The sequence below is a fragment of the Streptomyces sp. 8K308 genome (assembly GCF_004348315.1).
Classification (GTDB): domain Bacteria; phylum Actinomycetota; class Actinomycetes; order Streptomycetales; family Streptomycetaceae; genus Streptomyces.
In genome coordinates, this window is sequence record NZ_SMKC01000014.1 from 1 (window position 1) to 22764 (window position 22764).

Sequence of the window (22764 nt, forward strand, 5' to 3'; positions counted from 1 at the left end):
CACCAAGATCTACACCTATTAAGTCGTCGACAGCGTCAGATGTGTACAAGAGACAGCCCCCGCCCCCTGAACTCCTGGAGTCAGCGCACCATGCTCGTCTTCATAGCGCGGCGGCTCTTCGTCTCGATCTGGGTGTTCCTCGCGTCCTCGGTCATCGTCTTCTTCCTCTCCACACAGGTCAGGGACCCGCTGGCGGAGGCCAGGGCGCTGCCCGACAGTGCCCGCGAGAACGCGATCGCCGAGATCACCGAGCGCATGAACCTGGACGACCCGATCCTCGTCCGCTACCTCAGCTGGTTGGGCGACGCCCTGACCGGCGACCTCGGCACCAACCGGCAGGGCCAGAGCGTCAACAGCATGCTGGAGACGGCCTTCTCGGCCACCCTGCAGCTGATCATCGGCGCCACCGTGCTCTCCATCGTGGTCGGCATCTCCATCGGCGTCATCTCGGCGCTCCGCCAGTACACGGCGCTCGACCAGACCGTCACCTTCGTCGCGTTCATCTGCTTCTCGTTGCCGCTCTTCTGGGTGGGCACGCTGCTCAAGCAGTTCCTCGCCATCGACTTCAACGACTGGCTGGCCGACCCCGAGATCTCCCCGCTCTTCATGGGCGGCATCTCCCTGCTCACCGGCTTGTTCTGCGGGTCCGTCGTGATCGGCGACCGCCGCACCCGACTCGTCGCCTTCGCCTCGAGCACCGCCGCCATGGCCGTGCTGCTCGCCGTGCTCTCGGCCACCGAGTGGTTCGCCGACCCGGGACTCGGGCCCGTCGTCGTGGCCATCACCGCCGTCGCCGGCGCCATCGGCTTCACCACCCTGGTGAGCGGCCTGGAGTGGCAACCGCCGCTGCGCGCGGCCCTGGTCGCGGCCGCCATCGGCATCGTCGCCTACTTCGCCCTCGACCCGGTGCTGGACGATCCACAGCTGGCGACGATCATCGGCCTCGCGCTGCTGACGGCCGCCGTCTGCTTCGGCATCGGCTGGTACCTGGGCGGCGACCTCTACCGCCGCAACGCCATCCCCGCGACCGTCCTCACCGGCCTCTTCACCGGCGCCGTCATCTTCACCGACCGGATGCTCCAGTCGTTCGCCGACTACAGCGAGTCGGTCGGCGGCCGCCCCGTCTCCACGGTGGGCTCCGAGACCCCCAACTACGAGGGCACCTTCTGGGAGAGCGGCCTCGACTCGTTCGGCCACCTGGCACTGCCCACCCTGGCGCTGGTGCTCATCTCCCTCGCCACCTACACCCGTTACACCCGGGCCAGCATGCTCGAGGTGATGAACCAGGACTACGTGCGCACCGGCCGCGCCAAGGGCCTGAGCGAGCGGGCCGTGGTCACCCGGCACGTGCTGCGCAACGGCCTGATCCCGATCACGACGCTGATCGCCTACGACATCGGCACCATCGTCGGCGGCGCCGTGGTCACCGAGCAGGTCTTCGGCTGGTCGGCGATGGGCAGCCTGCTGTTCACCGGCATCGAACAGGGCGACCCCATGCCGATCATGGCCTTCTTCGTGGTGTCAGGCGGCGCGATCGTGGTCTTCAACATGGTCGCGGACATCGCCTACGCCTTCCTCGACCCCCGCATCCGCCTGTCCTGAAGCCCTAAGGAGGGAAAGGCCATGACGCAGAACGCGCAGCCGGCCGGGGCGGCGAAGACCCCGGCGGCCCCCGCCGCGGCCAAGGACGCCGCGGCCCAGGGAATGTCCATCGTCGCCCGCTCCCAGGGCCAGTTGGTCAGGCGCCGGTTCTTCCGGCACCGCGGCGCCCTGGCGGGCATGATCCTGTTCTTCATCGTGGTGGCGATCGCCGTCACCTCGATCGGCGCCGGGCCGATCCCCGGCTGGTGGGACAAGGACCCCACGGCCACCGGCCAGGTGGTCGACGCGGGCCGGCCCACCCTGTCCGTGGTCCCCGAGTTCCTCGGCGGCGGCGGGCTCCGCCTGGGCGAACACCCCTTCGGCCAGGACAACATCGGCCGCGACTACTTCGCGCTCACCATGCGCGGCACCCAGATCTCGCTGGTGATCGCGCTGATCACCGGCCTGGTGGCCACCCTCGTCGGCACCCTGATCGGCGCCGTGGCCGGCTACTTCCGCGGCTGGGCCGAGTCGGTGCTGATGCGGATCACCGACGTGGTGATCGCCATCCCGACCTTGCTGATCGCGGGGCTGATCGGCGTCATCGTCGCCGGCCGGGGCATCGTCATCTTCGCGGTCTTCCTCGGCCTGTGCCTGTGGACGCAGATCGCCCGACTGGTGCGCGGCGAGGTGCTGTCGCTGCGTGAGAAGGAGTACGTGGAGGCGGCGCGCTCGGTCGGCACCCGCTCCCGGCGGATCATCTTCAAGCACATCCTGCCCAACACCATGGGCGTGATCATCGTCTCGGCGACGCTGATGATCGCCAGCGCGGTGCTCACCGAGACCGCGCTTTCCTTCCTGGGGCTCGGCGTGCAGGCGCCCGACACCTCGCTCGGCCGGCTGATCAGCGACTACCGCACGGCGCTGACCGTGCGCCCCTGGCTCTTCTACTGGCCGGGCGCCTTCATCATCGCCATCGCCCTGTCGATCAACTTCATCGGCGACGGCCTGCGCGACGCCTTCGACCCCCGACAGACCCGGGTGCGTGACTGATGTCTTCCCTTACCCCACCTGTGACCCCGTCCGAGCCCGCCGGACCACCGACCGAGGCCGCCGTGACCGAGGCGGCCGAGGAGGTCCACGCGGCCAGGACGCTGGCCGACTCGCGGCCGCCTTCGGACGAGGAGATCCTCACCGTCGAGAACCTGACGGTCGAGTTCCCGACCGACGACGGCGTGGTCCGGGCCGTGCGCGGCGTCAGCTACACCCTGCACGCCCGCGAGGTGCTGGGCATCGTGGGCGAGTCGGGCTCCGGCAAGTCGGTCTCGTCGATGGCCGTGATGGGCCTGCTGCCGAAGAACGCGCGGATCCGCGGCAGCATCCGCTACCGCGGCCAGGATCTGCTGACGCTGCGCCCCCAGGAGCAGCGCTCGCTGCGGGGCCGGAAGATCGCGATGATCTTCCAGGACCCGATGACCTCCCTCAACCCGGTCCGCACGGTCGGCGACCAGCTCGCCGAGGCCGTGCTCGCACACCACCTGGTGCCGCGCAAGCGGGCGCTCGCCCGGGCGAGGGAGATGCTCGACCTGGTCGGCATCCCGCAGGCCGACAAGCGGCTGCGGTCCTACCCGCACGAGTTCTCCGGCGGCATGCGGCAGCGCGTGATGATCGCGATGGCGATCATCAACGACCCGGACGTGATCATCGCGGACGAGCCCACCACGGCCCTCGACGTCACCGTTCAGGCGCAGATCCTGGAGAAGCTGCTCGAGGTCAAGGACGAGGTCAACGCGGCGATCCTGATGATCACCCACGACCTGGGCGTGATCGCGGGCATGGCGCACCGCACCCTGGTGATGTACGCCGGCAAGCCGGTGGAGATCGGCGAGACCGACCAGGTCTTCTACGAGCCCCGGATGCCGTACACCGCGGGCCTGCTCGGCTCCATCCCCTCCCTGGAGGGCGAGCGGGACTCCCGGCTGCGGCCGATCGGCGGCACCCCGCCCTCGCTGATCCACCTGCCGCCCGGCTGCCCGTTCTCGCCGCGCTGCCCGCTGGCGACGGACGAGTGCCTGGCGAGCGAGCCTGAGCTCGCCGCGGTGAGCGAGGGTCACTCGGCCGCCTGCCACCACAGCGACACCCTGGCCGAGGCCGAGGACGCCACCGCGTTCTTCCGCACGACCGGCCCCGAGGAGGCCTGATGTCCACGCTGACTCCCACCACGACGTCTCAGGAGCTGCTGAGGGTCACCGACCTGGTGGTCAACTTCCCGGTGCGCGGCGGCGGTCTTTTCCGCCGGGTCGTGGGCCAGGTGCAGGCGGTCAGCGGGGTGTCGTTCTCCGTCGCCGAGGGGGAGACCCTCGGCGTGGTGGGCGAGTCCGGCTGCGGCAAGTCCACCACGGGCCGGGCCGTGCTCCAGCTGATCAAGCCGACCTCCGGCTCGGTGACGTTCGACGGCCAGGAGATCACGGGCCTGTCGGGGGCCCAGCTTCGGGCGGTGCAGAAGAAGGCCGGCATGGTCTTCCAGGACCCGTACGCCTCGCTCAACCCCAGGCTGCCGGTGAACGACATCGTCGCCGAACCGCTGAAGGTGCAGGGCGTCTGGCGCGAGGGCGGCAAGGCCAGGGTGGCCGAGCTGCTGGAGCTCGTGGGCCTGAGCCCGGAGCACGGCAACCGCTACCCGCACGAGTTCTCCGGCGGCCAGCGGCAGCGCATCGGCATCGCCAGGGCGCTGGCGCTCGACCCCAAGCTGCTGGTGCTCGACGAGCCGGTCTCGGCGCTCGACGTGTCGGTGCAGGCGGGCGTGGTCAACCTGCTCGAGGACCTCCAGGACCGGCTCGGCGTGGCCTATGTCTTCATCGCCCACGACCTGTCGGTGGTCCGCCACATCTCGGACCGGGTCGCGGTGATGTACCTGGGCAAGGTCGTGGAGACCGGCACCAGGAAGGACGTCTACGAGCGGCCCAGCCACCCGTACACCCAGGCGCTGATGTCGGCCGCGCCGCTGGCCGACCCGCGGCGGGAGCGGGCCCGCCGGCGGACGGTGCTCACCGGGGACGTGCCCAGCCCGCTCTCCCCGCCGAGCGGATGCCGCTTCCGTACCCGCTGCTGGAAGGCCCAGGACATCTGCGCCACCGAGGAGCCCGCCCTCAAGGACCGTGGCACGGCCCATCCGGTGGCCTGCCACTTCCCCGAGGACGCGGCCAAGGCGGCCCCGGCGCCGGCGGCCTGACGGCGGGGTTCTCAGCCCACCCACCGGCCCTCCGGGGGCGGTGGGTGGGCGGAGCCCGTCAGGCGTCGTCGGCCAGCAGCTCGTCGATCCGCCGCACCTTCGACGTCAGGCCGTCGGTGACGCCGTCCCGCACGTCCGCCTTGAGGACCAGGCTGACGCGGCTCACGCCCCGCGCCCGCACCGCCTCGACGGCGGCCTTCACCACCGCCATCACCTCGTCCCACTCGCCCTCGATCGAGGTGAACATCGCGTCGGTCCGGTGCGGCAGCCCGCTCTCCCTGACCACCCGCACCGCCGCCGCGACGTCCTCCCCGACGTCCTCAGCCGAGCCGATCGGCGTCACCGAGAACGCGACGATCACGCGCCATCGCCTCCGGCGCCGCCCTCGTCCCCGTCGCCCTTGTCGTCGTCGCCGTCGTTCGACTCGGCGTCCTTCTCCAGGCCGAGCCGCTCGACCAGCCACCGGTCGAACTCGACCGAGGCCCGCACCCAGCTGACCAGGCTCGCCACGAAGTGGTCGAAGCCCACCCCGGCGCCGATCAGCATCTGCACCTCACCGATCAGCCGGACCGAGCCGTCGTCGTTGGTGTGCGTGTACACCTTGGGCCACAGCGTGGTGTGGTTCCACTCGTCGACGCTCTCCAGCAGCCGCGGCTTGTCGTCGATGGTGTGCGGCCGGTCGTAGAAGGTCCGCACCGACAGGATCCGCTGCTGCTTCTCGCCCCGGAAGAGGAAGTAGGTGCGGAAGTCCTTCCAGGGCGCCACCAGGTCGCCCTGCTTGTCCTCCACGTACTTCAGCTTCATCCGGTCGAGCAGTTGCTTGATCAGGTCCTGGTTCGGCATGATCGGCCCCGCCGGCTTGCGCGCCTGCTGCGGCTGGCCGCCGGACTGGTCGCCGGACTGGCGGCCGGGCTGGCCCCCGAAGTTCGGGATTGCGGACGGGTCGACAGACACGGGATAAGTCCCTTCATACGGTTTCGAGGGCCTTCCCATCCTCTCCCATCACTCCCGGGACATGGCAACCAGTCGTAGCCCACCGTCGAGATCAGCGTCCACCCGAACGGTGTCGCCGTCCCGCGCCTCGCCGGAGAGGATCTGCCGGGCCAGCGGATCCCCGATGGCCGTCTGGACCAGGCGCCGCAGCGGCCTGGCACCGTAGGCCGGGTCGTTGCCCTCGGTGGCCAGCCAACGCAGCGCCAGCTCGGTGACGTCCAGCGTGAGCCGCCGGTCGACGAGGCGCCGCTGCAGGGCGTCGACCTGCAGCTGGGCGATCCGCCCCAGCTCCTCGCCCGTCAGCGCGCTGAACACCACCAGGTCGTCGAGACGGTTCAGGAACTCGGGACGGAAGGCCGCCCGCACCGCCGCCAGGACCTCCTCCCGCTGCTCGGCCGGCTTGGCCAGGGGATCGATCAGGTGCTGGCTGCCGAGGTTGGAGGTGAGGATGAGGATGGTGTTGCGGAAGTCGACCGTGCGGCCCTGGCCGTCGGTCAGCCGCCCGTCGTCGAGCACCTGGAGCAGGATGTCGAATACCTCGTGGTGGGCCTTCTCCACCTCGTCGAGCAGCACCACCGTGTAGGGGCGGCGCCGCACCGCCTCCGTGAGCTGGCCGCCCTCCTCGTACCCCACGTAGCCGGGGGGCGCCCCGACCAGCCGGGCCACGGAGTGCTTCTCGCTGTACTCGCTCATGTCGATGCGGACCATGGCCCGCTTGTCGTCGAAGAGGAAGTCGGCCAGCGCCTTGGCCAGCTCCGTCTTGCCGACGCCCGTGGGACCGAGGAAGAGGAAGGAGCCGGTGGGCCGGTCCGGGTCGGCGATCCCGGCGCGACTGCGCCGCACCGCGTCCGACACGGCACGCACCGCCTCGGTCTGGCCGATCAGCCGGCGGCCGAGTTCCTCCTCCATCCGCAGCAGCTTCTCGGTCTCGCCCTCGAGCAGCCGGCCCGCAGGGATGCCGGTCCAGGCGGAGACGACGTCGGCGATGTCATCCGGCCCGACCTCCTCCTTGACCATGGTGGACCCGGCCGCCTCGGCCTCCGCCTCCGATGCGTCGGCCAGCTCCCGCTCGAGCGCCGGGATCTCGGCGTAGAGCAGCTTGGACGCGGTCTCGAAGTCCCCGTCCCGCTGGGCGCGCTCGGCCAGGCCACGCGTCTCGTCCAGCCGTTCCTTGAGCTCACCCACCCGGTTGAGGCTCTGCTTCTCCTTCTCCCAGCGGGCGGTCAGCCCACGCAGCTCCTCCTCGCGGTCCGCCAGCTCGCGCCTGATGCGCTCCAGGCGCTCCCTGGACGACACGTCGGACTCGCCGGCGAGCGCCATCTCCTCCATCTTCAGCCGGTCGACCGAGCGCTGGAGCTCGTCGATCTGGACCGGCGAGGAGTCGATCTCCATCCGCAGCCGCGACGCCGCCTCATCCACCAGGTCGATCGCCTTGTCCGGCAGGAAGCGCGAGGTGATGTACCGGTCGGAGAGGGCGGCCGCGGCGACCAGCGCGCCGTCGGCGATCTGCACCTTGTGGTGGGCCTCGTAGCGGCCCTTCAGCCCGCGCAGGATGGCGATGGTGTCCTCCACGCTGGGCTCGGCCACCAGCACCTGCTGGAAGCGCCGCTCGAGCGCCGCGTCCTTCTCGATGCGCTCGCGGTACTCGTCGAGCGTGGTGGCGCCGACCATCCGGAGCTCGCCGCGGGCCAGCATGGGCTTCAGCATGTTGCCCGCGTCCATCGCCGAGTCCGCGCCGGCGCCCGCGCCGACGACGGTGTGCAGCTCGTCGATGAAGGTGATGATCCGGCCGTCGCTCTCCCTGATCTCGCTGAGCACGGACTTCAGCCGCTCCTCGAACTCGCCCCGGTACTTGGCGCCGGCCACCATCGCGCCCAGGTCGAGCGAGACCAGCCGCTTGTTCTTCAGCGACTCGGGCACGTCCCCCTTGACGATGCGCTGGGCGAGGCCCTCGACCACGGCGGTCTTACCGACGCCCGGCTCGCCGATCAGGACCGGGTTGTTCTTGGTGCGGCGGGAGAGCACCTGCACCACGCGGCGGATCTCGTGGTCCCGGCCGATCACCGGGTCGAGCCGCCCCTCGCGGGCGGCCGCCGTGAAGTCGGTGCCGAACTTCTCCAGCGCCTTGTAGGTGCCCTCGGGGTCGGGGCTGGTGACCCGCTGCCCGCCGCGACCGCGCTGGAAGGCGGCGAGCAGCTTCTTGTCGGTGGCGCCCTGGCGGGTCAGCAGCTCGCCGGTCGCACCGCCGCGGGCCGCGAGGCCGATCAGCAGGTGCTCGGTGGAGATGAACTGGTCGCCCAGCTCCTTGGCCCGCTGGGCGGCGTCCGAGAGGACGGACAGCATCTCGCGGTTCGGCTGGGGCTTGGCGACGGACGAGCCCTGCACGCTCGGCAGCGCGCCGAGCAGCCGCTCGGCGCCGGAGCGAAGGGCCGCCTGGTCAGCGTCGACGGCGGCGAGCAGGTCCTGGATGTTCTCGTTGTCCTGCCCGGAGAGCAGGGCGAGCAGCAGATGAGCCGGCGTGATGTCCGGGTGCCCGTCGGCCAGCGCCCGATCGTTCGCGGCACTGATCGCGTCCCGGCTCCGATTGGTCAGCTCGGCGTTCACTTCCCGGCGCTCCTCCCTGTAGCTGCTATCAGCTGCGTGCGATAAGTTGAGTCTAGCTCACTCAAGTAGCGATACGCACACCCCTTCGCCTGTCCCCTTACGGGTGAAAAGGACCACCGTGGCTCCCGGCCCCGGCGGTCGCGCGAAACGCTGGCAGCCGGCAAGGAGAGGAGGCACCATGACGGTCATGGCCGCCCATGAGCAAGCGTCCGCGAAGCGGGCGGAGCGCGACGATCTCCTCCAGGCATTCCTGACCCTGCACACCCCGGACGGATACAGGGCCGAGCTCATCGAGGGGGAGATCGTCGTGAGCCCGCCGCCGTACGGCCACCACGAACACGTGATCGCTCGGATCATCCGTCAGATCCACAAGCACTCACGACAGGAAATGTTGTGCTCGGGGCACAAAGGGCTCGTCCTGCCCGGAATCGGCGGCCTCTTTCCTCCGAACCACGTCATTCCCGACCTCACGGTCGTCCCGGAGGAGCCGGGGGTGTTCAAGGGCGCACCGCCCTGGATGGAGGCCGAGGGCGTCGCCCTGGTCGTCGAGGTGACCAGCAGCAAGCCCGACCGAGACCGGATCGACAAACGTCGGGCGTACGCCCAGGCTGGTATCCCGCTCTATCTTCTGGTGGACCGCGACCAGGAGACCGTCACACTGTTCGGCAGGCCGGAGCGGGACGACTACGCGAAGGTCGTCCCCGCGGCCTTCGGCAGGAGCGTCCCCCTGCCCGACCCCTTCGGTTTCGAGCTCGACACCGGCGACTTCCTCTGACCGCCCGGCCCAGCCCTCTCCCTCGGTCTCAGTCGCCGGCGGCGGCGAACAGGCCCCGCGCCTCCTCGGGGAAGGGCCGGCCCACCACGCGCCCGTCGTCGCTGCCCACCGACATCACGGCGACCACCGTCCCCGACTGGCCGTCCGCCGCGAAGTCCTGGATCCACGGCCCGCCGCTCGAACCGGCGGTCAGGTCGCAGCCGTCGAGCACCAGACCGCCCACGTTGGGCTCCTGGGCCTCGTCGATCCCCAGCACGTCCGTGTCGCCCTCGCAGTACCGCAGCGACTCCCCGTCGTACGGCTCCGCCGCCGGATAGCCGAGCACCGCGACCCACCGCCCCTCGGTCACCGGCTCGAACACCAGCCGGTTGGCGCCGTGCGCCTCCTGCACCGTCCGGCCGTCCTTCTCCTCCAGGGTGAGGAACGCGTAGTCGTGCGGCAGCACCTCTACCGTCTCCCGGGTGACGTCCCAGCCGTCCGGCGTGTGCCAGGAGGCGATCCGCCAGCCGTCCTCCCGGTAGCTGTCCCGCCCGTGGTCGTACCCGGGCACGAACCAGGCGTCGCGCGGCGGCTCCGGACTCTCCCTGCTGCGTACGCAGTGCGCCGCGGTGGCGACCACGCTGCCGTTGGGCGCGTCCACGACGGCGCCCGAGCAGAGACCGAGCCGGCCGCCGCCCGCGTCCCAGATGATCTTTCCCACGGTGCCCACCGCGCCGCCGTCCCACGGCTCCGAGGCGACGGCGGGCGGCGCGAGGAGCCCGGCGATGGAGACCGCGGCGAGCGTCGGCAGCAGCGGAGATGTCATAGGCACACCCTGGGATCACGCACCGGGCATGTCCAGCCGCCGTCAGCCGATCGAGTGGTGGAACGGAGCCCGCGCCCACGGCAAAGATCGGGCAAAGCCACCACTCCGCCAGCGGTGTGGACCACTGCCGCGCCGCAGGCGGCACACCCGCCGCCCGGAAACCGCGTCCGGCCCATCCTCGCAGGCAACTTCCCTGTTTCTCGGGCGCATTGACGGCGCTTTCCGGTACCACGAGCATGCCCGTGCCCACTACCACCGGAGGCCGCCGTGCGAGGAAGAGCACCCCGAGCCCGCGCGATCGCCGTCGCCGCCACCGCGGCCACGGCCGTCGCCCTGCCGCTGCTGTTGACCGGCCCACCCGCCACCGCCGACTCCGACGACACCGCGCTGCAGGCCGCGTTCGCCGAGGCCGCCGACCGGTACGGCGTGCCGGAGAGCGTGCTGCTCGCCGTCTCCTACCTGGAGTCACGCTGGGACGGCCACGACGGGGCCGCCAGCGTCACCGGCGGCTACGGCCCCATGCACCTCACGGACGCGGCCACCGCGCTGGCCGAGTCCACCGCGCGCGGCCACCACGCCGAGGGGGCCGAGGACCCGCGCGGCGACGACTCCCGCCCCCTGCCGGCCGCCAACCGGGCCGACGCCGGCACCAACCCCGGCGCCCACGTCGAGGTCGACGCGGTCCAGGCCGCGGCACGCACCCTGCCGCACGCCGCCGAGCTCACCGGCACCCCCGCCGAGGAGCTGCGCACCAGCGAGGCCGCCAACGTCGCGGGCGGCGCCGCGCTGCTCGCCGACGCCCAACGCGCGCTCGGCGCACCGGCGAGCGACGACCCCGCCGACTGGTACGGCGCCGTCGCCGCCTACGCCGGCGCCGAGACCCGGGAGGCCGCCGAGGTCTTCGCCGACGACGTCTACGACGTGCTCGCCACGGGCGTCAGCCGCGTCACCGACAGCGGCCAGCGCGTGACCCTCGCACCCGTCACGGTCACCCCCGACACCGCCGTCGCCGACGCGCTCGGCCTGCCGAGCGGCGGCCGCGACCCCGAGGTGGAGTGCCCACGGACGGTCGCCTGCGACTGGATCCCCGCCCCCTACCAGGACCTGGGCGACGGCGACTACGGCAACCACGACATCGCCGACCGGCCCGACTCACAGGACGTCGACTACCTCGTCATCCACGACACCGAGGCCACCTGGGACACCACCCTGGACCTGGTGCAGGACCCCACGTACGTCTCCTGGCACTACAGCCTGCGCTCCTCCGACGGCCAGATCGCCCAGCACCTACGCACCAAGGACGTCGGCTGGCACGCCGGGAACTGGTATGTCAACGCCAAGTCGATCGGCCTCGAACACGAGGGCTTCCTCACCGACCCGGACGCCTGGTACACGGAGGCGATGTACCGCACCTCGGCCCGCCTGGTGCGCTACCTCGCCCGCGCGTACGACATCCCGCTCGACCGGCAGCACATCATCGGCCACGACAACGTCCAGGGCCCGACCAACGCCAACGTCGCCGGCATGCACACCGACCCCGGTCCCTACTGGGACTGGTCGCACTACTTCGAGCTCCTCGGCGCCCCCTTCCACGCCACGGCGGGCCCGCGCGGCGGCCTGGTGACCATCGCCCCCGACTACGACACCAACACCACCGGCTACGTCAACTGCGGCTCGCCGGGCCAGCAGTGCCAGCCGCACGGCTCGGGCGCCGTCCGGCTGCACACCGCACCCCGGCACGACGCGCCGCTGGTCCGCGACATCGCCACCCACCCGGGCGACGGCGAGTCGTCGACCGGCGTGAACGACGTGGGGGCGCGCGCCTCGGCCGGCCAGACCTTCGCGGTCGCCGACCGCTCGGGCGACTGGACGGCCATCTGGTACCTGGGGCAGGAGGCGTGGTTCCACAACCCGGCCGACGCGCCGACCGCCGTCAACGCCCGCGGCCTCGTCGTCACCGGCAGACCGGGCGCCACCACCATCCCGGTCTACGGCCGCGCCTATCCCGAGGCCGCCGCGTACCCGCCGGACGTTCCGGTCCAGTCCGTCGTGCCGCTCGCCTACGAGATCCCCGCCGACCAGGAGTACGCCGTGGGGCTGCGCACCGACAGCGAGTACTACCGGGCCGTCACCTTCGACCCGGCCGACCACCAGGTGGTGCGCGGCGAGGAGTACTACCAGATCCAACTCGGCCACCGGATCGGCTTCGTCCGCGCGACCGACGTCCGGCTCGGGTGGTCGGGGCGCTGACCAACCCCGCGTGCGGCGGGGCTCGTTACGATGTGAACGATGCCCCGCCGACCACTCGTCATCGCCGCCGTGGCCGCTGCCCTGCTGGCCGCGCTCATGATCACCGTAGCGGCCAGGAACGGCTCGCCCTTCGCCATCGACTCCAGGCTGCACGACTGGGCGGTCGACCACCGCACCCCCGCCTGGACCACCACCTTCAAGGCGATCACCAGGACCGGCAGCGGCCCCCCGGCCATGCTCCTGGGCGCGCTCGCCGGCGCGCTGGCCCTCCCACGCCGGTGGTGGCTGGGCGCGGTGGTCGGCCTCGGCACCCTGCTGCTCGGCATGCTGTTCCGCTGGCTCCTGGTCAACTGGCTCGGTCGACCCCGCCCCCCGATGGCCGACTGGCTCACCCACCCGGACAACCCGTCGATGCCCTCCGGCCACGCCGGCACCTCCGGCATGATCGCCATCGGCTTCGCCGTCGTGCTGTCGCGCCACGCCCCCCGCGCCGTCGCGTATGCCATCCCCGCCGTCTGGCTCGTACTGGTCGGCGCCAGCCGGATCTACCTCGGCGTGCACTGGGTGACCGACATCCTCGCGGGCTGGCTGTACGCCATCGCGTTCACCGCCCTGGTGCTCCCGCCGCTCGGCACCGCCCTGGCTAAGGTGCGCGGTTATGACCCGAACGAGCGAGAGCGACAGCCATAGCGACCGTGAACTGATCACCGCCCGAACGGGGTTGGCACTTCGCGAGACGCTGGACGGGCCCGGTGTCCGCTTCGAGATACGCCTCGACGACCGGCCCATAGGCCGCGTCGAGCTGCGCACCACCCCCACGTCCACGGGCGGCCCCTCCCGCCACACCATCACCTGCCGGCTCGATCCGGCCCACACCGGCCAGGGCTACGCCACGGCCGCCTGCTGGGCGGCGCTCGGCCACGCCCGGCGTGCCTTCGGCGCGCGGGAGGTGCACGCCGAGGTGCCGCACGGCGACCAGGCGGGCGCGGCCGTCGCCCTCCGCCTCGGCTTCCGCCACACCGCCGACACGGAGGCGCACGCCCTCTTCCAGCTCACGCTCACCGCCGCCACAGGTGGTGCACCGATCCCGCGCCCGACCGCCCGCGTCGTGCTGGTGGACGACGCCGGCCGCCTGCTCCTCTTCGCCACCCGCCGCGGCGGCACGGCCATCTGGTACACGACCGGCGGCGGGGTCCAGCCGGGTGAGACCCATGAGCAGGCGGCGCTGCGCGAACTCCGCGAGGAGACCGGCCTGACCGGGGTTGAACTCGGCCCCGAGATCTGGCGCGGCCGGCCCTGGTTCGCCGTCTTCGGCGGCGTGGCGCACGAGGTGCGGCAGCGCTACTACCTGGCGCGGGTGCCGTCCCACGTGGTCGACACCTCGGGGTTCGAGGAGTGGGAGCTGGCGGCCGTGACCGGCCACCGCTGGTGGACCGTCGACCAACTCGCCGCCACCCCGGACCTCCTGCGCCCGGCCGGCCTGCCGAAGCTCCTGGCCGACCTGCTCGCGGACGGGCCACCCGACCGGCCGATCACCGTGCCCGGCTGATCGGGGGCCGAACTGGCCGGATCGTTACCAACAACATTTGCCTTAAAGGGCATTTGAAGGCACGGACGCGACATTCTCACCTTGCCCGCCGTCGACAGACAGAGCAGGCTGCGTGCACTCCGACAGCACAACCGAAAACGGACTCTTCATGCGCAAGCTGACTCTGTTGGGAACAGTCACTGCCGCAGGCGCGCTGCTGATCGCCGGGGCGACTCCGGCCCTAGCCGCCGAGCACGAGGTGGGGCTGCACCAGAACCCCCCGATCACCGCAGACGACCCCGAGTTCGCCGGGCGCGAGGACTGCCCGACGATACCCGCTGACCAGGACGGATGGCACTTCGTCCTGCCCACGAACGACGCGACCTTCCTCGAACTGCGAGTGACCTTCGAGCAGGGGGGCGAGCAGGTCATCACCGACTTCGGCCCACCCAGCGACAAGCACGCCTATGTGGCGTCCGCCCCGGGCGACACCCTGATCGCGGCCAGCGCGACCGTCGAGGGCGGACCGGCCGACTTCCGCCTCTCCCACACCTGCCCGGCCACCGAGGCGTCCGACGCCCCGGAGGAGCAGGAACCGGCCACCGAGGAACCCGAAGAGCCCGGTGAGGAGGCGCCCGAAACTCAGACGCCCGCCACCGGCGCGGACGAGGGCGGTGCCGGGGAGGAGCCCTCGGCCGAGCCGATCCCGGCCACTGACGAGGATGCCGACCTGGCCGAGACCGGTTCGAACACCCCGGTCGTCGCCGCCTCCGCCGGCGCAGCGGTCCTCCTCGCCATCGGCGGCTACCTGGCCCTTCGCCGTCGGGGCCAGGCACATCGGAACTGACCACCGACCCATCACGATCCTGGCCCGTGGGGCCGCCCGTCGGGGCGACCTCACGGGTCCGCGACTACCGCCCGCGGTCGGGGCGCCAGACGACGATCGCCGAGGACTGCCTCACGTCCTGGTAGGGCACCAGATCACGCCGGTAGGAGGCGTGCACCTGTGCCTCCCGCTGACGCATCGCCACCGCGGCGCCCTCCACCGCCGCCTGCAGCTCGGCCACCTGTGCCTGGAGGGCCGCGACCTGCGTCTGCAGCTCGATGATCTGCTTGATCCCGGCGAGGTTGATGCCCTCATCCTGCGAGAGCCGCTGCACCTCCCGCAGCAGCTGGATGTCCCGCGCCGAGTACCGCCTGCCGCGGCCGGCGGTGCGGTCCGGCGAGACCAGGCCGAGGCGGTCGTACTGCCGGAGCGTCTGCGGGTGCAGCCCGGAGAGCTGAGCCGCGACGGAGATGACGTATACCGGCGTGTCCTCGGTCAGCTCGTAGGGGTTCCCGAATGAGTTACTGCTCTGTCCGTGCCGGCCGTCCATCTCTTACTCTCCCTTCGCGGCCTCGAACAGCCCTGCCCGAGGATCCTCGCCCTCCGCCGCCACGCGGTACTCCTCGAGGGCCTTGCGTGCCCTGTCTCCCAGGTCGCGGGGCACCGCGACCTCGATCGTCACCAGCAAATCGCCCCGGGTGCCGTCCTTGCGCACCGCACCCTTGCCACGCGCCCGCATGGTGCGGCCGGCCGGGGTGCCCGGTGGCAGCTTCAGGGTGACCGGTGGACCACCGAGCGTCGGCACCTTGATCTCACCACCCAGCGCGGCCTCCGAGAAGGTCACCGGCACAGTGATGGTGAGATTGTCACCCCGTCTACCGAACACCGGATGTTCGTCCACATGTACGACGACGTACAGGTCGCCGTTGGGCCCACCACGCTCGCCCGGCGCGCCCTTGCCGCGCAGCCGGATCCGCTGGCCGTCGTCCACGCCCGCCGGGATGCGGACCTGCATGGTGCGCGAGCTGGTGGCCCGCCCGCTGCCCCGGCAGACCGTGCACGGGTCCTGGGCGATCAGGCCCCGCCCCTTGCAGTCCACGCACGGGTCGGTGAGCGAGAAGCCACCCCCGCCGCCCCGGCTGATCTGGCCGGTGCCGACACAGGTCGGGCACACGCGCGGCGTGCCGTTCTTGTCGCCGGTGCCGGAACACGCCTTGCAGGCCGCGCTCGACGACATCCGCAGCGGCACCGTGGCTCCGGACACCGCCTCCGTGAAGCTGAGCGTCACCTCGGACTCGATGTCCTGGCCGCGGCGCGGGGCGGTGCGGGTCCCCGTGCCGCCCCGGTTGAACAGGCCGCCGAACACGTCGCCGATGCCGCCGCCGAACCCGCCGGCCGCCCGGCTCGGGCCGGCGCCGCCCTGGGGGCCGCCGAACAGGTCACCGAGGTCGAAGTTGAACTGGCCGCCCGCCCCGGGCCCCGGCCGGAAGCCGCCGTTGCCGAAGAGGGCGCGCGCCTCGTCGTACTCCTTGCGCCGCTTCGCGTCGCCGAGCACGTCATAGGCCTCGGAGACGTCCTTGAAGCGGTCCTCGGCGCGGGCGTCCCCCTTGTTGGCGTCCGGGTGGTTCTCCCGGGCCAGCTTGCGGTACGCCTTCTTGATCTCGGCCTCGGTGGCGTCCCGAGGAACGCCGAGGACCTTGTAGTAGTCCTTCTCGATGAAGTCCTTGGTGCTCATCCCCGGCGATCCTCCTTCCCCACCACCGCGGCGTCAGCCCTCGTCAGGGCCACCGCCGTTGTCCTTCTCGGGCGCACTCTCCTCCTGTTCGGCGGGCTTTCCCGGCTGCGGCTCGGCGACACCCACCCGGGCCGGGCGAATCGTCCGGTCGCCGATCCGGTACCCCGGCTGGAGGATCTGCACGCACGTGGTCTCCGTGACGTCGGGCGAGTAGCTGTGCATCAGGGCCTCGTGGATCATCGGGTCGAAGGGCTCACCCTCCTTGCCGAACTGGGCGAGGCCCATCTTCGCCGCCACCATCTCGAGCGACTCCGCGACGTGCTTGAAGCCGCCGACCAGCTCGCCGTGGTCCCGGGCGCGACCGATGTCGTCGAGCACCGGCAACAGCTCGGTGAGGAGATTGGCGACGGCCACCTCCTTAACGGCGATCCGGTCGCGCTCGACGCGCCGGCGGTAGTTCTGGAACTCCGCCTGGAGCCGCTGCAGGTCCTGAGTGCGCTCGTTCAGCGCCGAACGGGCCTGGTCGAGCTGGGCGGTCACCGCCACGTCCTGGAGATCGGCCGCCGGCGGCTCGGGGACAGCGTCCCCGGCCGCCGCGTCCGCCGCGGTCCCCTCCACGGGGGACTCGGCGGCGGACTCCGCCGGCAGATCCTGGTTCGCCGCCTCGGCGTCGGGGACCTCAGGCTCCTTGTCGAAGCCCTGCGGGTCCTGGGTCACGCCGCACCACCCTTCGGCTTGTCGTCGTCCACGATCTCGGCGTCGACGACGTCCTCGTCGGCACCCGAAGCTCCGGCCGCGCCGCCCGACGTCTCCCCACCAGCGGCGGCCTGGGACGCCTGGGCGTCGGCGTACATGGCCTGACCCAGCTTCTGGCTGGTGGCGGCCAGCTTCTCGGACGCCTCACGGATGGCCGCGGTGTCCTCGCCCTTCAGCTGCTCGGCCAGCTCGGCGATGGCGGTCTCGACCTCGGTCTTGACGTCGGCCGGGACCTTCTCCGCGTTCTCCTTGAGGAAGTTCTCGGTGGTGTACTTCAGCTGCTCGGCCTGGTTGCGCGTCTCGGCGGCCTCGCGGCGGCGCTTGTCCTCCTCCGCGTACTGCTCGGCGTCGCGCATCATCCGCTCGATGTCGTCCTTCGGCAGCGCTGAGCCGCCGGTGACGGTCATCCGCTGCTCCTTGCCGGTGCCGAGGTCCTTGGCGGAGACGTGCATGATGCCGTTGGCGTCGATGTCGAAGGTGACCTCGATCTGCGGAATCCCGCGCGGCGCCGGCGGCAGGCCGGTCAGCTCGAACATGCCGAGCTTCTTGTTGTAGGCCGCGATCTCGCGCTCGCCCTGGTAGACCTGGATCTGCACCGACGGCTGGTTGTCCTCGGCCGTGGTGAAGATCTCGGAGCGCTTGGTCGGGATCGTGGTGTTGCGCTCGATCAGCTTGGTCATGATGCCGCCCTTGGTCTCGATGCCGAGGGACAGCGGGGTGACGTCCAGCAGCAGGACGTCCTTGACCTCGCCCTTGAGTACACCCGCCTGGAGGCTGGCGCCGATGGCCACGACCTCGTCCGGGTTGACGCCCTTGTTGGCCTCCTTGCCGCCGGTGAGCTCACGCACCAGCTCGGCGACGGCGGGCATCCGGGTCGAGCCACCGACCAGCACCACGTGGTCGATCTCGGAGAGCTGGATGCCGGCGTCCTTGATCACGTTGTGGAACGGGGTCTTGCAGCGCTCCAGCAGGTCGGAGGTCAGCTGCTGGAACTGCGCCCTGGTGAGCTTCTCGTCCATGTGCAGCGGGCCCTCGGCGGAGGCCGTGATGTAGGGCAGGTTGATCGTGGTCTCGGTGGAGGAGGAGAGCTCGATCTTCGCCTTCTCCGCGGACTCGCGCAGCCGCTGCAGGGCCATCTTGTCCTTGGAGAGGTCGACGCCGTGCGCGTTGGCGAACTGACGGACCAGGTGGTCCACGATGCGCTGGTCCCAGTCGTCACCACCGAGGTGGTTGTCACCGTTGGTGGCCTTGACCTCGACCACGCCGTCGCCGATCTCGAGCAGCGAGACGTCGAAGGTGCCGCCACCGAGGTCGAAGACGAGGATGGTCTGGTCGTCCTTCTCCAGGCCGTAGGCCAGGGCGGCCGCGGTCGGCTCGTTCACGATCCGCAGCACGTTCAGACCGGCGATCTCGCCGGCCTCCTTGGTGGCCTGGCGCTCGTGGTCGTTGAAGTACGCCGGGACGGTGATCACCGCGTCGGTGACCTTCTCGCCCAGGTACGCCTCGGCGTCCCGCTTGAGCTTCTGCAGGATGAAGGCGCTGATCTGCTGCGGGTTGAAGTCCTTGCCGTCCAGGCCGATCTTCCAGTCGGTGCCCATGTGGCGCTTGACCGACCGGATCGTCCGGTCCACGTTGGTGACGGCCTGACGCTTGGCGACCTCGCCGACAAGCACCTCGCCGTTCTTCGCGAAGGCCACAACGGACGGCGTGGTCCTGGCGCCCTCGGCGTTGGTGATGACGGTGGGCTCACCGCCCTCGAGAACACTGACGACGGAGTTCGTCGTACCCAGGTCGATGCCGACCGCACGTGCCATTTCGGTTTCCTCCGGCTGCTAACTGATCTGTCTTGGCATTGAGCGTAGCTGACTCAAGACTGCCTCAGCCACCACCGGGAGTCAAATGACCTGAGCGGAAGCGACTCAACTCTTGTTGCGTTCGACGACTCAATCAATTACTCTGCGTGACTATGAACGTTGTTCAGACCCCCTTCGGTAGCCAGATCCGCATCGACATCCGCGTCCAGGCCAGCGTCAGCGTGTGGCTCGGCGTTCAGGCTGAGGGACAGGAGCGCCACGTCGTCCCTGATCTCCCGGGCGAAGGCCGTCAGGTCCCGCCAGACGAAGTCCACGACGTCGCCGGGCGCCAGCGCACCGTCCGCCCCGAGGCGGGCGGCGAGCCGGTCGACCAACGGGTAGAAAGCGCCGTCGGCCCCCCGGGCCTCCGTCACCCCGTCCGTGTAGCCGAGCAGCACGTCGCCCCTCGCGAGATCGGTCGCGGCCGGCCGGGGAGCTCCCCCACCCGGCAGTCCGAGCCCGAGCGGCGGGCCCGGCTGGGAGCCGAGCTCCCGCACCCGCCAGCCCCTGAGCAGCAGCAGCGGAGGATGCCCACAGCTCACAAGACGCACCATCGCCCCGCCAGGAGGAAACTCGAGCAGAAGCGCCGTGGCGAACAGCTCCGTCCGGTCGCCCGCGTCCAGTCTGAGCCGCCGGTCGAGGCGCGCCGCCAGGCCCTCGAGCCCCGCCTCGTCGAGCGCCGCCTCCCGAAAGGTGCCGAGGACCGAGGCCACCGTGCCCACCGCCGCGACGCCGTGCCCCTGCACGTCACCGACCAGCGCCCGCACCCCGAACGGCCCCGCCCGCACGTCGTAGAGGTCGCCGCCGACCAGCGCGCCACGCTGCGCCGCCCGGTAGAGAGCGGCGCAGCGCACCGGTCCGACGCGCTCGGGAAGCGGCGGAAGCACCGCCCGCTGCGCGGCCTCGGCCACGCTGCGGAACACCACGAGGTCGCGCGTGTACCGCGCCCGGAACCACGCGACCAGCACGCTGGACGCGCCGATCGCCGCTACCGCCGCCAGGTCGCCGCCCGAGACGTGGCCGGGGCGCGTGACGGGAAGCGCGAGCAGCACGAGCACCGCCGCGCCGAGCACCGCGGTCAGTCCGGGCCCGTAGATCAGCCCGGTCAGCGGCGGAAGCGCGGAAAGCAGGTAGCCGAACTGCGGGGAGCGGGGCTCGGCCAGTTGGGCGACCGCCGTCCCGATCAACAGCGCCGCCGGCAGCAGGCGCAGCCAGCGCGGCAGCACCTGGGCGGGCTCGGCGCCGGGCAGCGGACCAGGAAGCGGAGGGGTCACGGCACCGGCCGCCCGACCGCCGGGCGCGGCGCCCGCTCAGCCATGTCCGGTGCTCCGCAGCCGGGCGGCCTCCGCGCGGATCTCGGGAAGCCTGGCGTACAGCACGTCACCCGGGCAGTGGGTCTGGACGATGTCCCGGTGGCCGGAGACCACGTCGAGTTCGGCCGGGTCGCCGGCCGGCACCCGGCTGTCGTCGTTGGTGGAGACCAGGCGCACCCGGCCACGCGGGTCAGTGCCCGGCCGCAGCTTCCAGGCGGCGATCTTGGCGATCGCCGAGACCAGCTCCACCGGCACGCTGCCCTCGGTGCCGAAGTCGCCGAGCGCCGCGACGCCGACGCTGTCCGCGTTGAACCCGGTGGTGTGCGCGCCCTGCACGAAGCGGTCGGCTCCGCCGCCCCTGCCCTCGTAGATGGTGCCGCAGCGGTCGACCACGAAGTTGTAGCCGATGTCGTCCCAGCCCTTCCACAGCACATGGTCCTGCTGCATGCCGCGGAGCATCTCCGGCACGTCCTCGCAGTCGTAGTCGTCCGGGTGGTTGGTGTGGTGGACGAAGACGGCCCGGGCCGCGCCCGTGTACGTCACGGGCTCGGTGCGCAGCTTCTCGTCGGCGCCCCAGTCCTCGCGGGTGACGACGTCAGGGGCGGCCGTGGGCCGCTCGACGGGCGGCAGCGGGCGCTCGGCGGCCGGCGGCGGCGGGGCCTGGCCGGTGAGAGGCGGGGTGTCCCAGGTCACCAGGCTGGCGATGGGCAGGACGGTGGCTGCCCACAGGGCGATCCGGCGAACCCACATGCGCACTCCCGAGGTCACGCCCTCAGGGCAGGATCTTGACAGCGCTCGACCAGTTGAGGCCGAGTCGCTCCTGGGCCGCCATGTGCAGGAACTGAAAAGCCTCCAGTTCCCGGGCGCGGCGTAGCGGCCCCACGTCCAACGGCCGCAGTCCGCCGGAGGCGGCCAGCTCGGCCACGCTTCGCTTGGCGTCCTCGTCGTCGCCCGCGATCAGCACGTCCAGGGGTTGTCCGGCGACCTGGCCGGACAGCAGGGTGGCGGCGAAGGTGGTGTTGAAGGCCTTCACCACCGGGGCGCCAGGTGCGGCCTCGGCGGCTATCTGCTCGGCGGCCGAGGTGCCCGCCGGCACCGCGAGGGAGTCGAAGGTGGAGAAGTCGACCGGGTTGCAGATGTCGACGATGACGGATCCGGTCAGCGCCGTGCCGTAGTCGGCCACCACCTCCCGCCCGGCCGGGTAGGGCACCGCGAGCACCACCAGGTCGGCGTCCTCGACCGCGATGGCATCGGACTGGCGGACGTCGCCGTCGCCGCCGGGGGCCGCGCGGCGCAGCTCCTCGGCCAGGGCCGCCGCCTGCTCCGCCGAGCGGCCGACCAGCCGCACGGTGTGGCCGCCGGCCAGTGCCCGGGTCGCTATGCCCCGGGCCATGTTGCCCGGGCCGATAATCGCGATGATCACCTCTCCATGCCAGCACGCGCCCCGGGAGCGCGCATCTCGGCCGGCGGGCGGCACGAGGCCTCGGCGGCCCGCCGCGAGTGCTCAGGCGCGCTCGGGCAGCGGCCGGTCGGCGCGCAGGTCGGCGAAGACGTCGTCGGCGGCCGGGTGGTCGAGCGTCAGCCGGTTGGGGCGCTGTGGGTGTGGCACGGTGGGCACGGTGTGGAAGGTGATGCCGCCGTCCGGCACGGCCCGGAGATCGGCGACCAGGTCGGCCAGGGCATCGAGCGAGTCGAGCCCGGGGTCCGCGGTGATCGACGAGGTCACGGCGGCGAGCAACGGGTAGAGCCGCGCGGGGTTGGTGAGTGTTCCCTGCGTCGTCACCTTCTGGTAGACGCGCCCCAGGAAGTCCTGCTGGCGCAGGAGGCGGTTGAGGTCGCTGCCGTCGCCGACGAAGACGCGGGCCCTGACGTAGGCGAGCGCCTGTTCGCCGTCGAGTCGGTGCAGGCCGGCGCTCAGGTCGTGGCCCACGTTGGGGTCGTGCTCGTCCTCGGCGAGCTCCACCTCCACCCCGCCCACGGCGTCCACGATGTCGGCGAAGCCCTCGAAGCCCACGACGATGTGGTGGTCGACGCGGACGTCGGTCAGTTGCTCGAACGTGCGGATGGTGCAGGCCGCCCCGCCGAACTGGAACGCCCAGTTGAACTGCGCGTGCCGCGGCTCGCTCCTGTCGCCGTCCGGGGTGCGGCAGCCGGGGATATCCACGACGAGGTCGCGCGGCACGTTCAGGGCCTCGGCGCGCTCGCCGTCGCCGGAGAGGTGGAGCAGCAGCACGGTGTCGGAGCGCGCGTTGCCGGTGCCCGAGCCCCAGTCCTCCCCGATCACCAGGATGTTCCTGGCCTCTCCGGTGCCCGCGTCGGGCCGTTCCGCGGCGTGCGCCTCGAGTTCGCGGGTCGCGGCATGGTCCGTGCGGATGTTGCCCTCCAGCTTCTGGAAGGCCCACAGGGCGGTGCCGGCGACGATCGCCAGCAGCACGCCGAAGGCGAGCAGCAACCACCACAGCACCCCGTGACCGCGTGACGTGTGTACTGGCAAACGACAGCCACCCTTCCGG

21 protein-coding genes are annotated in these 22764 nt (G+C 71.5%); 9 read left to right on the forward strand and 12 right to left on the reverse strand.

Annotated features, from left to right (window positions below; genetic code table 11):
* The first annotated feature begins 90 nt into the window (after window positions 1-90).
* The 4 genes from E1265_RS04035 to E1265_RS04050 are packed head-to-tail and all read left to right on the forward strand — an operon-like array spanning window position 91 to window position 4813.
* Complete coding sequence (locus E1265_RS04035; RefSeq protein ID WP_132928807.1) at window positions 91-1602, forward strand: ABC transporter permease; 1512 nt, start codon at window positions 91-93, stop codon at window positions 1600-1602.
* Window positions 1603-1623: 21 nt separating this feature from the next.
* Window positions 1624-2634, forward strand: coding sequence for an ABC transporter permease (locus E1265_RS04040; protein ID WP_132928808.1), 1011 nt, complete (start codon window positions 1624-1626; stop codon window positions 2632-2634).
* Between the two features lie 20 nt (window positions 2635-2654).
* Entirely contained in the window at window positions 2655-3782 is a 1128-nt protein-coding gene (locus E1265_RS04045) for an ABC transporter ATP-binding protein (RefSeq protein WP_243740519.1), read from the forward strand.
* Window positions 3782-4813, forward strand: a complete 1032-nt coding sequence (locus E1265_RS04050) for a dipeptide ABC transporter ATP-binding protein (RefSeq protein ID WP_132928810.1) — start codon at window positions 3782-3784, stop codon at window positions 4811-4813. The genes E1265_RS04045 and E1265_RS04050 overlap by 1 nt, the downstream gene beginning before the upstream one ends.
* 58 nt (window positions 4814-4871) lie before the next feature.
* Here the strand turns inward: E1265_RS04050 and E1265_RS04055 are convergent, their stop codons facing one another.
* The 3 genes from E1265_RS04055 to clpB are packed head-to-tail and all read right to left on the reverse strand — an operon-like array spanning window position 4872 to window position 8410.
* Window positions 4872-5174 (reverse strand): MTH1187 family thiamine-binding protein, encoded by a 303-nt coding sequence (locus tag E1265_RS04055; protein WP_132928811.1) that lies wholly within the window; start codon window positions 5172-5174, stop codon window positions 4872-4874.
* Window positions 5171-5767, reverse strand: coding sequence for a YbjN domain-containing protein (locus E1265_RS04060; protein WP_132928812.1), 597 nt, complete (start codon window positions 5765-5767; stop codon window positions 5171-5173). Before E1265_RS04060 ends, E1265_RS04055 begins: the two co-directional genes overlap by 4 nt.
* A 48-nt stretch (window positions 5768-5815) precedes the next feature.
* The gene (gene clpB / locus E1265_RS04065) at window positions 5816-8410 is read right to left on the reverse strand and encodes an ATP-dependent chaperone ClpB (protein ID WP_132928813.1); all 2595 of its coding nucleotides are present in this window, start codon (window positions 8408-8410) and stop codon (window positions 5816-5818) included.
* A 178-nt stretch (window positions 8411-8588) separates the two neighbouring features.
* On the opposite strand from clpB, the gene E1265_RS04070 reads away from it, so the two are divergent.
* The gene (locus tag E1265_RS04070; RefSeq protein WP_132928814.1) at window positions 8589-9185 is read left to right on the forward strand and encodes a Uma2 family endonuclease; all 597 of its coding nucleotides are present in this window, start codon (window positions 8589-8591) and stop codon (window positions 9183-9185) included.
* Between the two features lie 28 nt (window positions 9186-9213).
* Here E1265_RS04070 and E1265_RS04075 read toward each other — a convergent pair whose 3' ends face one another.
* On the reverse strand, window positions 9214-9990 hold the full coding sequence (locus E1265_RS04075) for a trypsin-like peptidase domain-containing protein (RefSeq protein ID WP_132928815.1): 777 nt from the start codon (window positions 9988-9990) through the stop codon (window positions 9214-9216).
* Window positions 9991-10323: 333 nt separating this feature from the next.
* Here E1265_RS04075 and E1265_RS04080 point away from each other — a divergent pair, with 333 nt between their 5' ends.
* The 4 genes from E1265_RS04080 (at window position 10324) to E1265_RS04095 (ending at window position 14615) form a co-directional block, all read left to right on the forward strand.
* The gene (locus E1265_RS04080; RefSeq protein WP_243740522.1) at window positions 10324-12240 is read left to right on the forward strand and encodes a peptidoglycan recognition family protein; all 1917 of its coding nucleotides are present in this window, start codon (window positions 10324-10326) and stop codon (window positions 12238-12240) included.
* Between the two features lie 39 nt (window positions 12241-12279).
* Window positions 12280-12930: a phosphatase PAP2 family protein gene (locus tag E1265_RS04085; protein ID WP_132928816.1), complete on the forward strand. Its 651-nt coding sequence runs from the start codon at window positions 12280-12282 to the stop codon at window positions 12928-12930.
* Entirely contained in the window at window positions 12899-13789 is an 891-nt protein-coding gene (locus E1265_RS04090) for a GNAT family N-acetyltransferase (RefSeq protein WP_132928817.1), read from the forward strand. Before E1265_RS04085 ends, E1265_RS04090 begins: the two co-directional genes overlap by 32 nt.
* Window positions 13790-13937: 148 nt before the next feature.
* A complete protein-coding gene (locus E1265_RS04095) occupies window positions 13938-14615 on the forward strand; it encodes an LPXTG cell wall anchor domain-containing protein (protein ID WP_132928818.1) in 678 nt (225 codons plus the stop codon).
* A gap of 64 nt (window positions 14616-14679) precedes the next feature.
* Here E1265_RS04095 and E1265_RS04100 read toward each other — a convergent pair whose 3' ends face one another.
* From E1265_RS04100 to E1265_RS04135, 8 genes are all read right to left on the reverse strand, one after another.
* A complete protein-coding gene (locus E1265_RS04100; RefSeq protein WP_132928819.1) occupies window positions 14680-15144 on the reverse strand; it encodes a helix-turn-helix domain-containing protein in 465 nt (154 codons plus the stop codon).
* 3 nt (window positions 15145-15147) lie between these two features.
* Window positions 15148-16329 (reverse strand): molecular chaperone DnaJ, encoded by a 1182-nt coding sequence (dnaJ, locus tag E1265_RS04105; RefSeq protein WP_132928820.1) that lies wholly within the window; start codon window positions 16327-16329, stop codon window positions 15148-15150.
* Between the two features lie 33 nt (window positions 16330-16362).
* Window positions 16363-17046, reverse strand: a complete 684-nt coding sequence (grpE, locus tag E1265_RS04110) for a nucleotide exchange factor GrpE (protein ID WP_132928821.1) — start codon at window positions 17044-17046, stop codon at window positions 16363-16365.
* Window positions 17043-18899 carry a molecular chaperone DnaK gene (gene dnaK / locus E1265_RS04115; protein ID WP_132928822.1) on the reverse strand — a complete coding sequence of 619 codons (1857 nt, stop codon included), beginning with the start codon at window positions 18897-18899 and terminating at the stop codon, window positions 17043-17045. Before dnaK ends, grpE begins: the two co-directional genes overlap by 4 nt.
* A 137-nt stretch (window positions 18900-19036) precedes the next feature.
* Window positions 19037-20212: a PP2C family protein-serine/threonine phosphatase gene (locus E1265_RS04120; RefSeq protein ID WP_243740520.1), complete on the reverse strand. Its 1176-nt coding sequence runs from the start codon at window positions 20210-20212 to the stop codon at window positions 19037-19039.
* Between the two features lie 36 nt (window positions 20213-20248).
* Window positions 20249-21001, reverse strand: coding sequence for a peptidoglycan recognition protein (locus tag E1265_RS04125; protein WP_132928823.1), 753 nt, complete (start codon window positions 20999-21001; stop codon window positions 20249-20251).
* Between the two features lie 22 nt (window positions 21002-21023).
* Window positions 21024-21674, reverse strand: a complete 651-nt coding sequence (locus E1265_RS04130; RefSeq protein WP_132928824.1) for an NAD(P)-binding domain-containing protein — start codon at window positions 21672-21674, stop codon at window positions 21024-21026.
* Window positions 21675-21755: 81 nt separating this feature from the next.
* Window positions 21756-22745, reverse strand: coding sequence for an LCP family protein (locus E1265_RS04135; protein WP_132928825.1), 990 nt, complete (start codon window positions 22743-22745; stop codon window positions 21756-21758).
* Window positions 22746-22764: the final 19 nt, after the last annotated feature.

Bases quoted from the DNA above. Each gene is read 5' to 3' on its own strand.
- E1265_RS04035 (WP_132928807.1), top strand. From the start codon at position 91: ATGCTCGTCTTCATAGCGCGGCGGCTCTTCGTCTCGATCTGGGTGTTC.
- E1265_RS04040 (WP_132928808.1), top strand. From the start codon at position 1,624: ATGACGCAGAACGCGCAGCCGGCCGGGGCGGCGAAGACCCCGGCGGCC.
- E1265_RS04050 (WP_132928810.1), top strand. From the start codon at position 3,782: ATGTCCACGCTGACTCCCACCACGACGTCTCAGGAGCTGCTGAGGGTC.
- E1265_RS04070 (WP_132928814.1), top strand. From the start codon at position 8,589: ATGACGGTCATGGCCGCCCATGAGCAAGCGTCCGCGAAGCGGGCGGAG.
- E1265_RS04075 (WP_132928815.1), bottom strand. From the start codon at position 9,990: ATGACATCTCCGCTGCTGCCGACGCTCGCCGCGGTCTCCATCGCCGGG.
- E1265_RS04085 (WP_132928816.1), top strand. From the start codon at position 12,280: ATGCCCCGCCGACCACTCGTCATCGCCGCCGTGGCCGCTGCCCTGCTG.
- E1265_RS04090 (WP_132928817.1), top strand. From the start codon at position 12,899: ATGACCCGAACGAGCGAGAGCGACAGCCATAGCGACCGTGAACTGATC.
- E1265_RS04095 (WP_132928818.1), top strand. From the start codon at position 13,938: ATGCGCAAGCTGACTCTGTTGGGAACAGTCACTGCCGCAGGCGCGCTG.
- E1265_RS04100 (WP_132928819.1), bottom strand. From the start codon at position 15,144: ATGGACGGCCGGCACGGACAGAGCAGTAACTCATTCGGGAACCCCTAC.
- dnaJ (WP_132928820.1), bottom strand. From the start codon at position 16,329: ATGAGCACCAAGGACTTCATCGAGAAGGACTACTACAAGGTCCTCGGC.
- dnaK (WP_132928822.1), bottom strand. From the start codon at position 18,899: ATGGCACGTGCGGTCGGCATCGACCTGGGTACGACGAACTCCGTCGTC.
- E1265_RS04125 (WP_132928823.1), bottom strand. From the start codon at position 21,001: ATGTGGGTTCGCCGGATCGCCCTGTGGGCAGCCACCGTCCTGCCCATC.